Raw genomic sequence first — 18,441 nt, 5'->3', positions numbered from 1 at the left:
GTTGTCTGAAATGACTGGTGTGCCTGTCCTTCACCCGTAAAGCAAAGTCTGGATGACCTCCCAATCTGAAAGTTCGAGTCTGCGATGTCTGAATTCACCGAAATGATGCGTGCCGTTCAGGCGGGAGACCGTGAGTCAGCTGAAAAAATGCTGCCCCGAGTCTATGACGAGCTCCGTAAGCTGGCTGCAGGATATCTGGCGAATGAGCCGACAGGACATGCGCGTCAGGCCACTTCCCTCGTCCATGAAGCTTATCTGCGGCTGATTGGGAATGACGAGGATTGGAATGGTGAAGGACATTTCTTCGGGGCCGCCGCAATCGCGATTCGCCGCATTCTGGTTGAAAATGCACGGGCCCGCCGAAGTCTCAAGCGTGGTGGAAATGCAGTTCGTCTAGATCTGGAAGAGGTGCTGCCATCCACATTGCCTGAACCCGTAGAAGATCTGATTGCGCTGGACGAAGCCCTCGACAGGCTCTCTACAGTAGATCCCCGGGCTACAGAATTAGTGCAACTGCTTTATTTTTCTGGCCTTACATTAAGTCAGGCTGCAGAAGTGATGGGGGTTTCCCCCCGCACAGCTGATCGATTATGGGCCTATGCCAAAGCCTGGCTACGGAGAGAAATGCGGAGAAATTCAGAAATATCTGAGATTTGATGACGTCCTCTGCTGCTGGTTTTCGCACTGAGGGGTAGCGAGGTTCAAAGAGGGCCATTTGGATCCACTTTGTTCTGTTTTACAGACTCCCCCCTGTTGCATGAGGTCAAATCGTGTCTTTGAAAACCAGAAATCTGATCTGTCTGTTGTTCCTGGTTCTGAATGTTACGGCTTTGCAGGCTGCCGATTATTTCAGACAAATACCCCGTCAAGCAGTGAAGACGGGGGCCGGCTGGAATGGCAAAACGCAGAACGGCAAAGCCGGTTCGCAGGTTACCACTCTGCCCTCCTCAAGTGAAAAGTCGGGGCATGTGCAACGGGCCAATTTTCCAAGTCAAAATCGGAGTAAGGTGATTATTATCCTGGCTAAAGCGGGTCCCGGTCAGGCGAAGCCAGAGCTGGATGCTGCCCGGGAAGAGTTTCAGGAGCGGGTTGAGACTGCCATGAAGGCGATCAACGAACTGTTTGACAAACAGAAGGCAATTGCCATCAAACAGGGGAATACACATGCTGCCGATTTGATTGAACGTCAACGCAGACGGTTTAAGGAGAAACGGGTTTTACCCTCGGTCATCAATACCACTCACTTCGAAAAAGAGATGGTCGTCGCGGTGACGGCGATGCAGAAAGCCTACCAGCATGAAATCGCGGAGTGTGCACGGAATGGAAATCAGGCGAAGGCATCCCTGCTGAAGACGAAGGCCCATAATGAGCTGTCTCCCTGCGTATTTGACGGGCGGCGCAAATACGTTCGCGGGGGTGGCGGGATATTCACAATCCAGGCGGATCAAAGCTGGCTGGAAGTCAAAAACCGGGGTAAGAATCATGTTCGCTTTACTGAAGTGGCCCGCAAGCCGGATTACATCGAGTTAAAAGACAATACAACAGACACGCGACTCCGATTATATCACGACCGGGTTTCACTGAAACATGGTTATTATCCCTGGCGTCACTTCAAAAATGGTCGGTGGGCAAACTAGAATTTTAAGCGCTTCACTTCTTCAGAGAAAAGTCTTATATGAACGAACAGGAAATCTTTATTGCCGCGCTGGAGATTGAAGATCTTCAGCAGCGGGCGGCCTACCTCGATCAGGTGTGCGGCGAAGATCGTCAGTTGCGGGAACAGGTGGCTGCCTTGCTGAATGAGACGGAACAGTCAGGCGAATTTCTCGGCGTCCCTGTGCTGGAGCAGATGCGACGGTCGAGCGAAGCAACACGCGTCGCGGGGGAAGATGCGGGGGCCCAGCCTGGACTGAATGATCTCGACCTGGGATTTCTACAGCCGGCGACGGAAGCTGGATCGCTGGGAGCACTGGGGCACTATGATATTCAGGATCTGATTGGCCGAGGGGGCTGTGGTATCGTTTTTAAGGCGTTTGACCAGCGACTGCACCGGATTGTCGCCATCAAAGTGATGACCCCGGCCATGGCGGCGACTTCTCCTGCTCGCAAGCGGTTTTTGCGCGAGGCGCGGGCCACCGCGGCCATACGTCATGAGAACGTCGTTAATATTTACGCGGTCGAGGAAGCCCCCCTGCCCTTTCTGGTGATGGAATACATTGACGGTAAGACACTGCAGCAGATGATTGATGACAATGGGCCGCTCGATCTGACTACCATCGTGAAGTTTGGGCGGATGATCGCAGATGGTCTTGAAGCAGCCCATCTGCAGGGATTGATTCACCGGGATATTAAACCAGGGAATATCCTGATCGAGTCCGGAACGGGACGTGTCAAAATTACCGATTTTGGTCTGGCACGCGCCGCAGATGACGCGAGCCGGTCTCAGAGCGGTATCATCGCGGGTACGCCGATGTATATGTCGCCCGAGCAGGTTCAGGGGCTCAAGCTGGACCGGAAGAGTGACCTGTTCAGCCTGGGGAGTGTTTTATATGTGATGTGTTCCGGACGCCCTCCTTTCCGTGCCCCGTCGACTCTGGCTGTGCTGAAGCGGGTCGTGGATGAGGAACCCCGGAGTATCCGGGAGATCATTCCTGAAGTGCCGGACTGGCTGGTTGCCATCATTCGTCAACTGCACGAAAAAGACCCCGATCATCGATTTCAGTCTGCACAGGATGTTGCTGAGCGATTAGCCGGAGGTGCGGAAGCAGCAGTACCGATGCGTCAAACCAGGGATGAGTCGACTTCGGCAAAATTAAAAAAACTGAGGCAGAGTCGGTTATCGTGGATGAAGGTTGCGGCGATCCTCATCGTGCTGTTGTCGAGTTTTGGCTTTACCGACGCAACCGGCATCACCCGCTTGCACAGTACTGTAATCCGCTATTTCTCACCCGAGGGAACTCTGGTGATTGAAGTCGAAGATCCCGGTGTGAGTGTTTCCATCGACGGTCAGGAACTGGTAATCAAGGGGACTGGAGTCGAAGAGCTTCGACTGAAACCGGGACAGTATCAGTTCGAGGCTACAAAAGGCGGGGAAGTTCTGAAGAGGGAGCTGATAACTGTTACACGAGATGGGCGCGAAGTGGTTCGTGTCAGTCGGGAGGTGCCACTATCGGCAGCCCCCACCAAGAGAAGTACAACTGAGGTTTCACTTCCCGATCAGTTTGAGAATCAGCTTGGAATGAACTTCATCAAAGTCCCGGCCGGGAGTGCGTATCTTGGTGGCTATGGAGGACTGGCAGGTTGGGAGCATGTGAGCTTCTCACAAGATATTTATATGGGGGCCTGTGAGGTAACACAACGGGAATGGCTGGCTGTGGTGGGTAAGAATCACAGCCACTTTTCTGCTGAGGGAGCAGGTAAAGCAGCGATCGCGTCGCTTTCAGTAGAACAACAGGGGGATCTACCTGTCGAGAGCGTCTCCTGTTTCGATATTCAGTATTTTATCGATGTACTGAATGATAAATATGCGGATCAGGGATGGATCTACCGCCTGCCAACCCGGGTTGAATGGGAATATGCATGTCGGGTAGGACCACGGGGTACTTATTCAAACGGCAGTCATGATTTCTATCTGAAAAAGCCCGTCGATCAACTCTTAACGGGAGAAGCCAATATTGATTTCGGTCTGAATCGGACTCAGGAAGTGGGATATTATTCGGCAAATCGACTTGGTCTACATGATATGCATGGGAATGTATCGGAATGGTGCCTGGGAGTAAAAACTCCTGAGGGACAGCAGGAATATGTGCAATGTGGTGGGAGTTGGCAGCAAAGTTCGAATCGGTGCCGCGCAATTGATTATAGAAAGGAACCTCCAGGCCTCGTTTCGATCAAGGCGGGATTTCGTCTGGTTCGAGTGCGTGCAGATATGCCTCCACCGGAGATTCGTATTGAAATTCCACCAGAACAACGCTCGTCATTAGAATGGGTGGTTTTACATGGAGGGAATGTTACGGTTTTTGTCGGTGATCAGCGAGTTGAAGTCAGTCCAGGCGGTACTTTGCCTGAAGAGATCACTTTTCTACATGCAGTCGATTTGAAAGGAATCCGTTTACTGAATGCTGAAAATGTAGAGAATTTACGAAATACTCCCAGGGTTCGGAATGCGGTCTTTGTCGGGGCTTCTGTTGACGATCTGGTATTTGCCAGACTGATGTCCTTTCCCGGGATTACTTACCTGTCAAATTTGAATGCAGAGGGGGCTTCAATTTCCGATCAGGCTGTCGCTGAGTTACGGCATCTGACCGATCATTTCTTTGGATTGATTCTGTCTGAGACGAAGATATCAGCTGAGGGGCTGAAGCAGATGCGTTATTTGAGCAATCACGGCGTGCTCCTGAAGGAATGCAGGAATATCGACGACGCAGCTTGCCGCGTGCTGGCTGAGACGCCTCGCTGGGTCTGGCTGGGGCTTAGTGGCACTCGAGTTACCGATGCCGGCCTTGAAGAATTACATGTCTGTAAAAAACTGGTCGCAATCGATGTCGTGCGTTGCCCCGTCACAGAAGGAGGCGTCCGCAAACTGGCGGCTGCGCTGCCCCGCTGTCGCATCGAGTGGGACGGTGGTTTTATCGAACCTGTCTCAGGGAAGTGATTTCGGTTTCCGCCTGATGAGAGACGCGGTAGAATGGTCCGACAGAGTCACAGTTAGCAGATTGACGTCTCTCTGAAGCAAATAAAGGCCGGCTATGGAACTCACAGAGACAATGCTGATCTCCAGACGGACGATTCTGGCACTGGCTGCCGGTTCGATGATCAGCGGCTGTAAGTCGGCTGATCAGGAGACCGCTCTTGAATTGAGCTCAACTGAAAAGGTGGAAACGCCCCCGGTAACCGTTAATGGGTGTCACCTGGTGGCGGAACGTCTCAAGCCGTTTGAACCCTGTATGATGTGCTGTGGTCCGGAATTTCCACGAGACGAATGGAATCATAGCACCCTGCACCCGCACCTGGCTGTTTACTCCTGTGGTTGTCTCTTTGTGCCGGGCAGACCCAATGTGCACGAACATGATCCAGAGGAGATCGTGTTGTGTGAAAAACTGTCTGCAGCGATGGCTTCCATTCTCAAAGGTGTGTCGGTGAATTATTCAGAAGGTTCCAGCACCTTTGATCCCTTTTTTGTGACCATCAATCGCGGAGTGGAAAAGCCGACGCGGATTACCGCCTCCCTGATTCGCACCGCTTTCAATAGGGCGATCTATCCACAGGCTAAAATTCAGAGTTCCGTGCTTCAGGAATACAGCCTGCTGTGGGAAAGTTTTGTCGCCGAAGATGCCGCCTGGCTTGCCCAGTGGCGGAAACTGGTTACCTGGTGTGAACGCACGGAACAGATCCACTCCCCCGTATTCGTTGCAGTGGGAGATGGCAATAAAATGAGTGCTACGAATTTCGGCTGTGTGTTCCCGCGGCTTGTGGTCGGGTTGACTGAGGCCGGCAGTCTGGTGGGTGTGATGGCCCATTCGGTACAGACTTAATTGAGGGGGAGCTGTCTGTTAGAAATGAAGGGCCTTTTCAGACAAGTATTTTAGGTACCATGATCGGTGGGAAAACGAATGGATAAAGTGAATCAGTTACCCGAGTTTCGAGTCTCTCTGGAGCGTGTGAAAGAAGGAGAAGAGGCTTATCCGAAGGGGGAAGATATACCACATTATGAATACCACGGACAGCGGACCAAGCTGGGGGGCAGTCCTGACTGGATACAGGGGAATGAAGAGGAATGGCCGGGCTGTCCCCATTGTAAGAACAAGATGCGATTCACAGCACAGATCGACTCTGTTGAGCATGACTGGGATTCGAATCCTCATCGTGTTGATAGCTTATCTGAGGATCAGAAATGGATGTTTGGCGATGTGGGGATGATCTTTGTCTTTTTCTGCTTTGAATGTCTGGAGACAATCTCGGTCTTTGAATGTGGTTAAGATTGTAAATGAGCATAGAAGCATTCATCTGGAACTATCGTGATGGCGAGCCGATCGGGTTTGATTATGCGACAGTATGCGAAATACTTTCAACTGACCAGACAGAGTCTCTGGATCAGTACGGCTGTCTGCGGGTCTGGTTTCAGGAGCCCGATGATGTAGTCGATATTTATCTGGGTGGGAAAGAAGCGGCTGACAGCGGCGATGTCGCTGGGATCATGGTCGCCCGTCCGATCCGGCACCCCGCATTTCTGGAACGGTTGTTTCAAGTGCTGCAGCTGGGGGATGTAATGCTGTTTTACTCCGATGAAACGACGCCGGTCTTCCGAAGCGGTGCGGATGCGGGACAATACCCGGCTGATCTGCTGGTACAACTGGGGGAGCCCCGCTACGTCAATACGCCGGAAGAGCTGGTTCAACAGGAACCATAAAGCGTGAGCGGTTTGTATAGACGCTGTTGCGCATTCAATGTGAGACAGTCTGAGAGAACAGATTGATCACGAGAACTCCGGCGATGATCAGTGCCAATCCCAGAATGGCGGGCAAATCCAGTTTCTGCTTGAAGAGAATCAGGCCAACGCAGGAGATGAGCACAATGCCCACCCCGCTCCAGATGGCATAAGCGATGCCGACCGGGATCATCTTCAAAGCCAGGGAGAGAAAATAGAAGGCGCTCAGATAGGTGACCACCGTGATTGCCGTGGGGACCGGGCGTGTGAACTGCTGCGAAGCCTGCAGCGCAGACGTGCCGATCACTTCCAGCACGATTGCCACTCCCAGAGCCAGATAACAGGTTAACATGATTTGCAGTACCCCGTATCAAGAGACGTCTTGCGAAATTCGGTATGTGTCGAACCAGAGAGGTTCAGTGGATGTCTAAAGATATCGAATGGCGGTGAACTGTCAATGCTGCGGTAAGTCCTGTGGGTAAACGCCGCTGGCTTAAAGAATTTCGGAATAACAAAGAGGGGAAACGACCATGTTACTGGGGTTTGGCTGGTGTCATCTGCGGAGCAGTCGTGAAGCAATCAGGGAGGCGAGGTTGTCTGACATTGATCGGATCGATGCAGAAATCGATGCCGCAGATCAGAAATTATGGAACGAATTTCGAACATGGATGGATGTGTCTGCAGAATGTTTTATCCAGTGGCAACTGTGTGAGTCGTTAAATAATGAAAAAGGCCTGCTGACATGGTGCGTTTCACGTAATCACAGAACGTCTGCAGTGTGGGAGATGCTCGACTGGATCGAGACACACGGCCCGGGAAGCTATGGCCTGTTTTATTGTTACGACGATGAAGACACGCGGGAGAGAAATTATATTGGCCGTCATCCACCGATGGATTATGACAATGTGTTTCGAGTCCACCGTTTACTGCATGGCGTACTGACAGAAATGGATGATCCGTTCTTCGGTCTGGTTCAGGGAAATATTGATCCTGTGCACCCTTATGATCGGGCTGATGAGGATTAATTCAAGAGAGACGGAGGATAACAAAGTCCTGCACAGGAAAGGGCCGCTCATTCCTCTCCAGCGGCTTCGTGCAGTGCTTCGTTGATGGCCCCTTCGAGGGTCGACTGGTCAAACGGTTTGTTGATCAGGCGATAACCTTTCTGGGAGAGGTTGTTCTTGAGCTTCTGGTCGGAATCATAGCCGGTACAGAAGACAACCGGCGGAGGATTGCCCAGGCGACAGATCTCGTCGTATGCTTCGGTGCCGGTCATGAGTGGCATGCACACATCGAATACCAGGCAATGAATATTGTCCCGCTCCTGACGATACATTTCCAGAGCCTCCCGACCGTTGTTCGTAGAGAAGACCTGGTGACCCAGGTTCTCAAGCATACGACAAGTGACCCGCATGACAATTGAATCATCTTCCGCCACCAGAATGGATTTGATGTTTGTGTTTTTCATATCGACCGAATCAGTCTGATTTGAATCTTCAGGCTGATGATTGTCTGAAATGACAGGGATCAGCAATTCGAAGCGGGCCCCCTGGCCGGGAAGGGATTCAAATTCGATGGACCCTCGGTGCTCCTGGGCAGTGGAATAGACCATGGAGAGCCCCAGCCCGGTTCCCTGCCCGACCTCTTTGGTGGTGAAAAAAGGATCAAAAATCCGATCCTGTAAGTACTCCGGGATCCCCAAACCGTTATCCTGGACATAAAAGCCAATGAAGGTTTTTTGTTGGCTCGTGATGAGCCGGTTGCCTATAGTGATGGTTCCTCCGGCAGGCATGGCATCACGGGAATTCAAACAGAGATTGAGAAGTGATTGTCCCAGCAGGAGGGGGTTCGCGATGATGAGGGGCAAGGTGCCGTTTAATTGATAGTCGACATTAATATTCTCGGGGAGTAAGGGGCGGAGTAATACTTTCAGATCTTCGATGATCGAGAGGGAATTACATTCATATTTTTCAACCTCGTCGATGCGACTGAATCGCAGAAGCTGGTTGGTCAATTGAGTCGCGCGACTGATGGCAGTCAAGCTTTGATTTAAATCGGTATGAGCCTGCGAATCGGAACTGATATCATCGCGGGCAAATGAAACAAACCCACCAATTGCCTGTAGCAGATTATTGAATTCGTGAGCGATGCCCCCTGCCAGTTCCCCAACGGCCTCCATGCGTCCTCTGTGCCGAACTTTAAGTTCATTTTGTCGTAACGTCTCTCGCGCCGTTTCCAGTTCCGTGATGTCGATTGAAATGATAAGTAATCCTGTTTCAGCATTATGCATTTTCAGGGGAACTTTACTCGTGTCTAATATCATAGGCCTACCGTTTTTTGACACACTGGTCTCGATCTTGTGCATTACCGGATCGCCAGATTGCATAATTCGCTGATCTTCATCGATGTTTGATTCAGAATGAATGCCTGTCAGCGATAAATTCAGATTTGAATTGCCGATAACATCTCGAGAGGAATCAAATCCCCAAAACTCAAGAAAACGATCATTACAGCCCAGGTAATTGGAGTCAGCATCCTTCCAGGAGACGGCAAATGGAATGACATCCAGAATGGTCTGCAGCAGGTCGTTTCTTTCGTCCAGTAACCGTTGTGTACGTTTCTGTTCAGAAATATCCAGATGGACTCCCACCAGACGGGTGGGATTGCCGTCCGAATCGCGATCTACTACCTGCCCGCGGGCCATGGTCCAGCGGTAATGCTTCTCTTTGCAGAGTAGGCGGTGCTCAGAAACAAATGTGTCATGTTTATCACGTGTGATGAATGCCAACTTCTGCGTGAAGCTGTCGATATCATCGGGATGGATACGCTGTTCCCAGGTTTCGAGTTTATGCTCCAGGGAGCCAGGTCTGGCACCCACCAGGTTCTCCCAACTCTCATGGAAATAGACTTCGTCTTCTATTGGATTCCAGTCCCAACTGCCGACTTGCCCACCGGCAAACGCGAGCAGCAACCGTTCCGAGTTTTCCTGTGCTCGACGATTGGCTTCAATCAACTGATTCTGAAATTCGATGCGGGAAGTGACATCGGTCTGAATGGCCAGAAAGCCGGTGTGTTCGTCTGCTTCGTAAAGGGGCATACATTCGATGCAGTTCCAGTACCCCTCTCCCTGCTTTGTGTAGTTATAGATGGTGACCTCGAAGGGTTCTGCAGTCTCGATGGCCGTGCGCATTGTCTGGATCACCTCGGGATCACTTTTTTCACACTGCAGGAGATCCCCCGGTTTTTTCCCGATGACTTCATCGAACTGGAAACCGGTCATCCGTTCGAAGCCTTTGTTGATCCAGGTGATCAGACCACGATTGTCCGTAACAACCACGGCATTGATGGTTTTCTCGATGACCTGTTTCAGAGTGTTGACGTCGATCGAATTTTCAAATGAGAAATTCATGAATGCTTTGGATCACTTTCCCGAAGTTGACTGACAATTTTTTCCAGTTCATCAGAGGACAAAGGCGGTGTGTGCAGGACTTCCGTCATCTTGTTTGTTTTTTCAATCGCGGTCAGAAAGACATCCTGCGAATCCATTCTTCCTTTATCGTAATATTCAGATAGCAGTTGATTTACTTTTAAAATCCGTTGTGGGACGGGCTGATCGCACATCTCTGCGAAGGCTTCCGCGACCCGCATGCAGCGGACCAGCCCCTGTGTCATGATAGGCAGGTTCATGTCGCTGTCATCCTTGTGATGCGCATACACGGGCTGCACTATGGAAAACGGGAAACTCCAGGATTGCAGCACGGCTGCCGAGACCATCCCATGGTCGGTATTGGTGACCATGTTCTCGGAAGTGGTGAACTGTAAGGTCGGGATATTACGGACTCGTTTCACGACCCGCTCAAAATAGACTTCCCCGTAGTGCTCAGCCAGCACCAGGATGCCGATATCTTGCAGGATCCCCAGCAGGTAGGCCGTTTCCGGTGGGACAGAATCATAATAACGGGCGACTGATTCTGCAGTGGCAGCGATCAGCGAGGTGCGTTTGAGATACCAGTGACGAAATTCTTCCGCCCAGGGCTTCATCAGTTTGGAGTGGACCGTCCGCAGTCCCAGCGAGAGACAGATGGCAATTGCCTGTCGGGGGCCCAGCAGGGTGACGATGCCTTTGAGATCTTTCTGTTTTGATGAAGCGGCAACCTGTGATGAATTCGCGACCTTGATCAACTCGGAAGTCAATCGCGAGTCGGTTTCAATTTCGCTGACCAGTTGCGGGATCGAAATTTCCAGAGACGAGCGGGCAGCATGTTCGGCAAGCCTGGTGAGTACATGTGGAATGGGAGGTACATCACTGAATTCGGTGACCAGGCGGCGGGCCGCGGAATCAATCATCAGACAATGGTGTGAAAGACGCGACATGAAGCCGTAGGCCATGTTCAGAATTTCGGTTTCGTTGGTGTCCTCTTCAATGGTCCGTTCCACTCCCTGGCAGTTATCGATGTTGAGTCGTTCGATGGAATCCCGGGAGCCTCTCAGGAATGCGGGAATATTGATCAGGTCTGCGTGCAGGCGCTCGACAATCTGATTTCCCCGCAGGAATCCCGAGATTTCCTGATCAATGATCAGCAGATCAACTCGTTTTTCATTTACAATCTCCAGCAGGTGATCAGTGCTGAGGGCGATGATTACATCCAGGGGCGATTCAGCGGAAGCCAGTACAATACGGTGACAGAACGACGTGTCGGGACTCAGGACAACGACATTGTGCTTCGAGCTGGAGGGGGTTGCGGCGGCAGAGGCCGTTTGAATCGGTTTCGAATCTTTTGTGTGAGCAGCGGCACTTTTCTTCAGGATCTCCAGCATGTTCTGCGAAAATTCTTTGTAATCAACGGGTTTGCGATAGAGGTGTTTGATACCCCGCTTCCGCAGATCTTCGTCAATTAAGTCTTGCATGATGCCGGTGAGCACACAGATTTCCGGTCGCTGGTCCTGCCGTTGGATCAACTGCAGACATAAGGCGTGTCCATTCATTTGCGGCATTTTGAGGTCAACGATCACCAGGTCATAAGTATGGCGCTGGCACATATCCAGGGCAGCCATACCGTTTTCTGCCGTATCACAGCGAATACCAACCTTGCTCAGTGCCCGGGCCAGCAATTGCCGCAGGGATGGTTCATCATCAACAATCAGGGCGTGGTATTGAAAAGAATTTATGGCTAAATCCTCCGAAAACTGAGTCTGTCGTGTGATCGGCAGACTCACTTTGAAAATATAGGATACATGAAAACGAAGGAAGTATGAAACGGTGCATAGTCAGGCGGGACTGAGTGACTTCAATGTTTCAGGCGCAGAGAGGATCGGTATAAAATTAGCGATAATGTGATGTGTTCAAGTGAGATTATGACATCATAGGACGCGAAACTGTTATGTTAATAAACAATCGACGTGCGGTTTGAAAGAAATCAGTCTGGCATTACTGATTCGTGCAGTGCGCTATGTCCTGCTACAAACCCAATGCTAACACTAGAGAATATCAGAGATAAAAAATATTTGTGATGATACGTAAGGGGAGATCTGGATACCCAGAAAATATTGCTGAGAACAACTATGAGGACTCTTTTTTGGATGTGAAGTGAAGCTATCTAGCGAAGTATAATCATACAAGATCGTACTGATTATATTTCTTGATTTTAGTCTGGTTTGAGGAATATGCCTCATTTTAGCTGATGGCAGAGAAGCAAATTAGTCGCATGAGGTGAGACATAATGTCGTGATCGTCAGGGGGGAACGGGACTACTCATCTCAATTAGTAAAACTACCGATTATAAGGTGTGTGGAGGCAGATAGATCGTGAACTCAGTTTCGTGCTGTAATAGAACACTGTGGATGGCTGGTTCTGCTCCTGATGCAACAAATCCCCGTTCCTCGAGAAGTGAGAAGCGCGGCGAGGTGATCCTGCCGACGGTTGGCTGCAGCCGGTCATGCCAGATCTGATATGTGCCCAGTCGCCCGTCGCGGCGATAATAAAAACCTTTGCGGGGGTGGGTTAAGATCACCAGTCCCGTTTCCAGGTCATCAAAGCCTGACAGTTCGGTGGGGGGGCTGGCCGGTATCCTGAAGTTCGACTTCCGCGTCGGCCCAACTGTCAGTTGTCTGCATGCGATAGCGAGTATAACGGCGTGTTGTCTCGTCGTAGTTACAGTCAAAGCTGATATGCGCCCGATGCCAGGGGAGTTTCCAGAGATGTCGGGGGATGGAAACGGTCCAGGAGTCCAGGGACGTACCGATGAACCATGCAACGTGCTCGCCGGTTTGGGTATCAGTGACGTATACTCGATAGTTCGTCTGGCCGAAACGCCATCTGATCCAGGGAAAGCGGACGAAGCGGAAGTCCTGATCCATGAAGGGGACCACTGAGAGTAGTGCCCTCTCCTGTCCATCGACTTCCACCAGGTCGAGTTGGAAGCGGGGATGGATCAACGGACGAAGTACTGCCGGGTCGATCAGACAGGTGATGATGGCGAAGTGCGCGAGCGTGGTTTCAACATCAATACCACGAGCAGGCTGGCGTGCGAGGAGTTCGTCGTTGAAGGTGAGATTGTCCATCGGGATTATCAGAAGACGAAGTAAGTGATTTAACCGGGCACGAGTGCTGTGTGATCTTTAAGGTTGCGAAATTTATAGCGGGAGGCATGTTCGACATAAGGGGTCGCCAGATCGTAGGCCTGGTGTCGGTCGGTACCTGTGGGGGGACATGTCACTCTCCTTTATCTTTCTCTGCATTTGATTTTGATTTGGGGAGATTGAGAAACAGCAGGAGCATCAGTCCCACGGCCAGGGTACCTACGCGGAACAGGAGTTGGGCAGTGTTAGCGGAGGGACCTTTCATGAACAGGTAACCGCTCATGAAAATCATCATCAGGGGAATAAACAGGCGGTAGTTGATGGGCTGCTGCGGATCGCTCATGACTGGTCCTGCGAATGGATCGGGGAATTCAGAAAGGACAATGAACGCTATTCTGGTCGTAGAATGTTCAGCTGTCAACACGCTTGCTTCGAGTGTGTGTTTCTTAAACTGTTGGACATCGTCTTTGAGATCGTGTGTTTTGACCGTACTTGAAAAAAAACAAAATCAATAAATTGATCACTGCGTAAGAATGTCGTAGTGCAGCCCTATTGATTTCAAACGAGACGAGCTGCTACAGATGTAGTCATTCTTCAAGCTGTCATAACAGACTCAAAGTGTGATCGGTATGATTTTGGTAGATGACTGGAGAGAGTAACGAATCTGATTGTGAATTCAGAAAATAAGTTTGATTCAGGGTTATTTACGATCCTGTATTGACAATCTGATTCTGAGGCATAAACTCCAGACGCGGTAAGTGTAACGGAACGGATTCCCTTCAAGCTCACTGATAGCGAGAAAGCCGACAAGACGTCGCCGCTTACCTCGCTCGTCACAGGTCAGTGATCCGAAGAAAAGATGCGAAGTTGAAACCAGATGGTTCGATTTCGATCAGGAAAGGAACCGAACAATGCTCGTACTGTCGAGACGTCCCGATCAAAAGATCGTTTTTCCCTCCATCGGTGTCACGATCAATGTGCTTAAGATCCGAGGCGGTGTTGCCAAAATCGGCATTGATGCCCCTCGTGAACTGGAAATTTTGAGAGAGGAAGTTGCTACCAATCAAGGAAGCGCGACCTCATTTGCTGACCGACCTTCCATGCTCGTCAATAAGAGTCAGCATGATCTGCGAAACCGGTTGAACACAGCACGGTTGGCAGTCTACCTGGCTCAGTTACAGATTCATCAGGGCGATAACGCTGAGGCAGCTAAAACTCTGGAGACCGTGGTGGAAGGCTTTAAAGAAGCTGAGAAAATCATGGCCGCGCAACGCTCGCCACAGAAGTTGCGTGCCCTGCTGGTCGACGATGATCGCAACGAACGCGAACTTTTAGCGTCCTGCCTGAAATCGTTCGGTTATGATGTCGAGACCGCCGGCGATGGTGTTGAGGCACTGGAATACCTGCAGGAACATCAACTGCCGGATGTGGTTTTGCTGGATATGGCGATGCCTGTCTGTGATGGTCCCCTGGCGGTACGTCACATCCGCCAAACTCCCTGGATGCGAAACCTGAAAGTATTCGGCGTCAGTGGTGCTGATCCTCGTGAAGCCGGCGTAGCCATCGGTCCTGAAGGTGTGGATGGCTGGTTCAAGAAGCCGCTGGATCCCGCACGTATGATCGGGCAGATTCGCCAGGAAACGTTTGGCTCAATCACTACGGTCTAATTACCGCTTTTTTTGAGCAAGGCTAACAGTCGGTCGAGGTCCAAAGGTTTGACCAGGTATTCGTCGAATCCCGCCTCTTTTGCACGTTGGATGTCTTCTGGCTGACCATAGCCCGTTAAGGCGATTAGAAACAGGTCGTCACCGCGTTCGGATCGTAGTGTGCGGGCGACTTCATTACCATTGAGTACGGGGAGTCCCAGGTCGATTACTGCTGCATCGGGATCGGTATTTCGAATGAGCTGGAGACCTGTTTTACCGTTCTCCGCGGTACTCACGTCGAAACCTTCCATGCCCAGTAAGGCATTCAGCATCTCGCGGTTGTCCTGCTGGTCTTCAATGACCACAACGCTGCGGATCTGTTGCCTGGACTGTTCGCGATGAGAGTGACTGCTCGATTTTCCGTTCCCCTCTGAGGGTTTCGATTTGCCGTTCCCCCCATTGGATGTTTCATCAATCTGGCTGAGATCCTGTTGCTCCAGCAATGGCAGACGAATCGAGAAGACACTACCCCGATTGATGCCTTTGCTTTTGACCTGAATGTCGCCATCGTGCCCATCGATGATGAATTTGACCAGGGAGAGACCAACGCCCATGCCGCCATCCTGATCATCGTGAGTGCGATGCGACTGGACGAACGGTTCAAAGATGGTTTCCATCATCTCGCTAGAGATCCCTTTACCGTTATCTTTTAATTCCAGAACGGCACCATCCGACTCCTTGCGGACATTCATTCGAATGACATCGCCCCGAAATGAGTATTTTACTGCATTGTCGAGTAAATTCACGACGACCTGCCTTAAGCGGTCTTCATCCCCATAGAGGTTCAGCGGATCGTCTGTGATATTCAGTTCCAGTTCCTGGTCCTGCTGTTTGATGGAAGGCAGCATCGACTCGATGGCTTCCTGCAGGGGATCATGCAGATCAAACTTCTTCTTACGGAGTTCCAGTTTGTCCTGGGTCATGCGTGAAATATTCAGCAGGTCGTCCAGCAGGCGTGCCATGTGAGCGGCCTGTCTCTGGATGACGGAAACCGCTTTCTGCGATTCTTCAGTTTCGCTGATGCGATTGTTCAATAATCGAGACGCACTGAAGACAGCACTGATGGGGTTGCGAAGTTCATGAGACAGCATGGCCAGGAACTGTTCGCGATTTTTGACTGCCGCAGCCAGCGAATCCTGGGTCCGTTTCAGAGTGTTAATATCGATGAGAGTCAGTACAACGCCCTTCAGATCCCGCTTGGAGCGGTACGGCAGGACGCGTAGATACATCCAGCGTCCCTCATCATCCTGGACTTCTTCTTCGAGCGGTTCTCCTGTCCGCAATACATTTCGAATCTCTTTGATTAAACCGGGGCGGTCAATATGATGGGCGAAACTGTCAATGCAGCGGCCCATGTCGTGCGACATCAGCTTGAAAATGGGTCCGATCTGGGGAGTGAATTTCCGAATGCAGAGGTTTTCGTCCAGGAAGACGGTCGCGACATCGGTACTCTCCATCAGACTGTCCAGGTCGGAGGTCATGTCCGTCAGGTCATTGATCTTGTTCTGATACTCGGCATTAACGGTATAGAGTTCTTCATTGACCGAATGGAGCTCTTCGTTAGTGCTCTGTAACTCTTCGTTGGAGGCGATCAATTCTTCGTTCGCTGCCTGCAGTTCTTCATTGGATGTCTCCAGTTCTTCAACAGTGGCCTGCAGACTTTCCTTGGTGTGCTGCAATTCGGTTTCCAGAGTCTTGATGCGTTCCCGGGCGATGCGCTCCGAACTGAAATCTTTCATGTGGGAGCTCGAATCGCGGCTGGTATCCGCTTCATCATCATCCATCTTTTCAAACATAATCAACAACTGCTGTTGAGTCGCGTGTTTGTTTTCGACAGGCTCGATGGAGACACGATACAGGCCCTCTGCACTACCCGAGTCGACGCGCATGCCGCTATAGCAGACGGGAACCTGGTCTTTGCTGATGCTCTGCATGGCTGCCAGCAGCGCTGTGCGGAGATCGTCTGTAAACAGATCGAGTGCGTCTTTACTCGGACGGCCTTTGCGGATCTTCATGAATTTTTCCGCGTCGCCGAACACGTGCAGCAGTTCGCGGGATTCGTCAATCAGGACAGCAGCCGGCATGTGATGTGCGAGGACCCAGTCGTAAGCACCCAGCAGACTGATATCCATCAGTTCGCGTTTCTTAGTTGCGGGCTGCCTGGTTTCTTCGACTTTGGTTGAAGTCAGACTGGTGTGGGTCAACGGGCCTCGGATATCCGCGGGCAGACGGATATCACGACGTTTGTGGTATAGCTTCCAGTGTCCATCGATCACTTCAAACTCATCTGAGAGTTCCCCGGGGGACTCACTGGGGCCCAGCATGAGAATGCCGTTGGCTTTGAGGCCAAAGTGGAACAGGGACAGAGCCCGTTTCTGTGCCCGGCTCTGGAAATAGATCAGCAGGTTCCGGCAGGAGATGAGATCCAGCTTGGTAAAGGGAGCGTCTTTCAACACGTTATGGGGTGCGAAGACGATCATTTTACGCAGGTCCGGATCGACAGAGTAACCCTTCTGTGTTTTATTGAAGTAGCGTTTCAGACGTCTGTCGGAAACTTCCTTGAAGGCGTCTTCTTCATAGTTACCCGCACTGGCAAACTCGAGTGAGGCTTTATGTGCATCGGTGGCAAAGATCTTGATGTTGATGGGGCGGCTGCGTTCTTCGAGTTGTTCGTGGAAAAGAATCGCGATGGAATATGCTTCTTCCCCGGTTGCGCAGGCGGCGATCCAGATACGGATTTCTTCTTCAGGCGGGATACTGTCGAGCAGATTCGGAATGATCTTCTTTTCCAGAATCGAGAACGCTTCCGGATCGCGGAAGAAACGGGTGACGCCGATCAGCAGGTCCATGTAAAGCGAATTCAGTTCCTGGGAATTCTCCCGCAGCTGTTCTGCATAGTCATTGATCGAATCGACCTGCTGCATCAGCAGACGACGCTGAATTCTCCGGCCGACGGTGCTGGACTTGTAATGGGAAAAATCGATGCCGTATTCCTGGTTCAGGAGCCCGAAGATCAGTTCGACTCCCTCGTCCAGCGGTTTTTCTTCAACCTGATTCGAAGTCAGGCTGTTGCTGTGAAAGGTGACATGCTTTTCAATGGCCCCTGCAATTTCCGCTGGTTTCAGGATCAGATCAACCAGTCCCGTTTCTCGTGCCGACTGGGGCATTCCATCAAATTTTGCAGTTTCATTACTTTCACAGATCACCAGTCCTCCCGCATCGTGGACGTCGCGAATACCGCGCGAACCATCGCTGCCACTGCCCGAGAGCACGACCGCAATCGATCGGGAGCCTGCTTCCTGAGCCAGTGAGCGGAAAAAATAATCAATGGGTAGCGTCAGGGTTTCTTTGGGATCTTTGTCTCGCAGACGAAAACGTCCATCAGCGAGGATCGCCTCTTTCTTCGGCGGGATCAGAAAGATCCGATTGGGAGAGATCGGCAGTCCATCTTCCGACTGTTGGATGGGGATGTCAGTCCGCCGCGCCAGAAGCTCATCCATTACACTTTTGAAATCCGGGGACAGGTGTTGTACCACGACAAAAGCGATGCCGCTATTCACGGGAACTTTCGTGAACAGCTCCTCCAGGGATTCCAGTCCACCTGCTGACGCACCGACGCCCACGATCGGAAAACTGCTCGGTTCATCGTCCTCATCTGAATTACGATTGGTTTCACCCAGATTAGCATTATCGCTGTTCATCGTTGAATGTCCTTTTCTCAGATTGCTC

At 51.2% G+C, this 18,441-nt stretch carries 15 protein-coding genes; 8 read left to right on the top strand and 7 right to left on the bottom strand.

All coding sequences use genetic code 11. The features are described 5' to 3' along the window. Positions 1–84 precede the first annotated feature (84 nt). The 6 genes from F1728_RS00990 (at position 85) to F1728_RS00965 (ending at position 6,409) form a co-directional block, all read left to right on the top strand. Positions 85–657, top strand: coding sequence for a sigma-70 family RNA polymerase sigma factor (locus tag F1728_RS00990; protein ID WP_145040775.1), 573 nt, complete (start codon positions 85–87; stop codon positions 655–657). 113 nt (positions 658–770) lie between these two features. Further along, positions 771–1,637 (top strand): hypothetical protein, encoded by an 867-nt coding sequence (locus F1728_RS00985; protein WP_155362516.1) that lies wholly within the window; start codon positions 771–773, stop codon positions 1,635–1,637. 38 nt (positions 1,638–1,675) lie between these two features. After that, the gene (locus tag F1728_RS00980) at positions 1,676–4,654 is read left to right on the top strand and encodes a bifunctional serine/threonine-protein kinase/formylglycine-generating enzyme family protein (RefSeq protein WP_155362515.1); all 2,979 of its coding nucleotides are present in this window, start codon (positions 1,676–1,678) and stop codon (positions 4,652–4,654) included. Positions 4,655–4,748: 94 nt separating this feature from the next. Beyond that, positions 4,749–5,534, top strand: coding sequence for a hypothetical protein (locus F1728_RS00975; RefSeq protein ID WP_155362514.1), 786 nt, complete (start codon positions 4,749–4,751; stop codon positions 5,532–5,534). Positions 5,535–5,612: 78 nt separating this feature from the next. Further along, the gene (locus F1728_RS00970) at positions 5,613–5,978 is read left to right on the top strand and encodes a hypothetical protein (RefSeq protein WP_155362513.1); all 366 of its coding nucleotides are present in this window, start codon (positions 5,613–5,615) and stop codon (positions 5,976–5,978) included. A gap of 8 nt (positions 5,979–5,986) precedes the next feature. Beyond that, positions 5,987–6,409, top strand: a complete 423-nt coding sequence (locus F1728_RS00965; RefSeq protein WP_155362512.1) for a hypothetical protein — start codon at positions 5,987–5,989, stop codon at positions 6,407–6,409. A gap of 34 nt (positions 6,410–6,443) precedes the next feature. Here F1728_RS00965 and F1728_RS00960 read toward each other — a convergent pair whose 3' ends face one another. Beyond that, the gene (locus F1728_RS00960) at positions 6,444–6,779 is read right to left on the bottom strand and encodes a DMT family transporter (RefSeq protein ID WP_155362511.1); all 336 of its coding nucleotides are present in this window, start codon (positions 6,777–6,779) and stop codon (positions 6,444–6,446) included. A gap of 178 nt (positions 6,780–6,957) precedes the next feature. Between F1728_RS00960 and F1728_RS00955 the strand changes: the two genes are divergently transcribed. Further along, positions 6,958–7,452 (top strand): Imm7 family immunity protein, encoded by a 495-nt coding sequence (locus F1728_RS00955; RefSeq protein ID WP_228030445.1) that lies wholly within the window; start codon positions 6,958–6,960, stop codon positions 7,450–7,452. Between the two features lie 47 nt (positions 7,453–7,499). On the opposite strand, the gene F1728_RS00950 is transcribed toward F1728_RS00955, so the two are convergent. From F1728_RS00950 to F1728_RS00935, 5 genes are all read right to left on the bottom strand, one after another. Then, positions 7,500–9,836: a PAS domain-containing hybrid sensor histidine kinase/response regulator gene (locus F1728_RS00950; protein ID WP_155362510.1), complete on the bottom strand. Its 2,337-nt coding sequence runs from the start codon at positions 9,834–9,836 to the stop codon at positions 7,500–7,502. After that, positions 9,833–11,644: an HDOD domain-containing protein gene (locus tag F1728_RS00945; protein WP_228030444.1), complete on the bottom strand. Its 1,812-nt coding sequence runs from the start codon at positions 11,642–11,644 to the stop codon at positions 9,833–9,835. Before F1728_RS00945 ends, F1728_RS00950 begins: the two co-directional genes overlap by 4 nt. Positions 11,645–12,457: 813 nt before the next feature. After that, on the bottom strand, positions 12,458–12,988 hold the full coding sequence (locus F1728_RS00940) for a DUF2071 domain-containing protein (protein ID WP_228030443.1): 531 nt from the start codon (positions 12,986–12,988) through the stop codon (positions 12,458–12,460). A 29-nt stretch (positions 12,989–13,017) separates the two neighbouring features. Continuing rightward, positions 13,018–13,143, bottom strand: a complete 126-nt coding sequence (locus F1728_RS32035; RefSeq protein ID WP_261344497.1) for a hypothetical protein — start codon at positions 13,141–13,143, stop codon at positions 13,018–13,020. Next, a complete protein-coding gene (locus tag F1728_RS00935) occupies positions 13,140–13,349 on the bottom strand; it encodes a hypothetical protein (RefSeq protein ID WP_155362509.1) in 210 nt (69 codons plus the stop codon). Before F1728_RS00935 ends, F1728_RS32035 begins: the two co-directional genes overlap by 4 nt. 568 nt (positions 13,350–13,917) lie before the next feature. Here F1728_RS00935 and F1728_RS00930 point away from each other — a divergent pair. Next, a complete protein-coding gene (locus F1728_RS00930; protein ID WP_155362508.1) occupies positions 13,918–14,673 on the top strand; it encodes a response regulator in 756 nt (251 codons plus the stop codon). Here F1728_RS00930 and F1728_RS00925 read toward each other — a convergent pair. Further along, entirely contained in the window at positions 14,670–18,413 is a 3,744-nt protein-coding gene (locus F1728_RS00925; RefSeq protein WP_194242628.1) for a CheR family methyltransferase, read from the bottom strand. The genes F1728_RS00930 and F1728_RS00925 overlap by 4 nt on opposite strands. Positions 18,414–18,441: the final 28 nt, after the last annotated feature.

Origin of the sequence: Gimesia benthica, assembly GCF_009720525.1 — a bacterium.
Lineage (GTDB): Bacteria > Planctomycetota > Planctomycetia > Planctomycetales > Planctomycetaceae > Gimesia > Gimesia benthica.
The sequence above is the reverse complement of the archived record's forward strand: the minus strand, read 5'-3'. Positions and strand labels throughout refer to the sequence as shown.

Excerpts from the sequence above, each read along its gene's own strand:
- F1728_RS00990 (WP_145040775.1), top strand. The coding sequence starts at position 85 with ATGTCTGAATTCACCGAAATGATGCGTGCCGTTCAGGCGGGAGACCGT.
- F1728_RS00980 (WP_155362515.1), top strand. The coding sequence starts at position 1,676 with ATGAACGAACAGGAAATCTTTATTGCCGCGCTGGAGATTGAAGATCTT.
- F1728_RS00975 (WP_155362514.1), top strand. The coding sequence starts at position 4,749 with ATGGAACTCACAGAGACAATGCTGATCTCCAGACGGACGATTCTGGCA.
- F1728_RS00970 (WP_155362513.1), top strand. The coding sequence starts at position 5,613 with ATGGATAAAGTGAATCAGTTACCCGAGTTTCGAGTCTCTCTGGAGCGT.
- F1728_RS00965 (WP_155362512.1), top strand. The coding sequence starts at position 5,987 with ATGAGCATAGAAGCATTCATCTGGAACTATCGTGATGGCGAGCCGATC.
- F1728_RS00960 (WP_155362511.1), bottom strand. The coding sequence starts at position 6,779 with ATGTTAACCTGTTATCTGGCTCTGGGAGTGGCAATCGTGCTGGAAGTG.
- F1728_RS00955 (WP_228030445.1), top strand. The coding sequence starts at position 6,958 with ATGTTACTGGGGTTTGGCTGGTGTCATCTGCGGAGCAGTCGTGAAGCA.
- F1728_RS00950 (WP_155362510.1), bottom strand. The coding sequence starts at position 9,836 with ATGAATTTCTCATTTGAAAATTCGATCGACGTCAACACTCTGAAACAG.
- F1728_RS00940 (WP_228030443.1), bottom strand. The coding sequence starts at position 12,988 with ATGGACAATCTCACCTTCAACGACGAACTCCTCGCACGCCAGCCTGCT.
- F1728_RS00935 (WP_155362509.1), bottom strand. The coding sequence starts at position 13,349 with ATGAGCGATCCGCAGCAGCCCATCAACTACCGCCTGTTTATTCCCCTG.
- F1728_RS00930 (WP_155362508.1), top strand. The coding sequence starts at position 13,918 with ATGCTCGTACTGTCGAGACGTCCCGATCAAAAGATCGTTTTTCCCTCC.
- F1728_RS00925 (WP_194242628.1), bottom strand. The coding sequence starts at position 18,413 with ATGAACAGCGATAATGCTAATCTGGGTGAAACCAATCGTAATTCAGAT.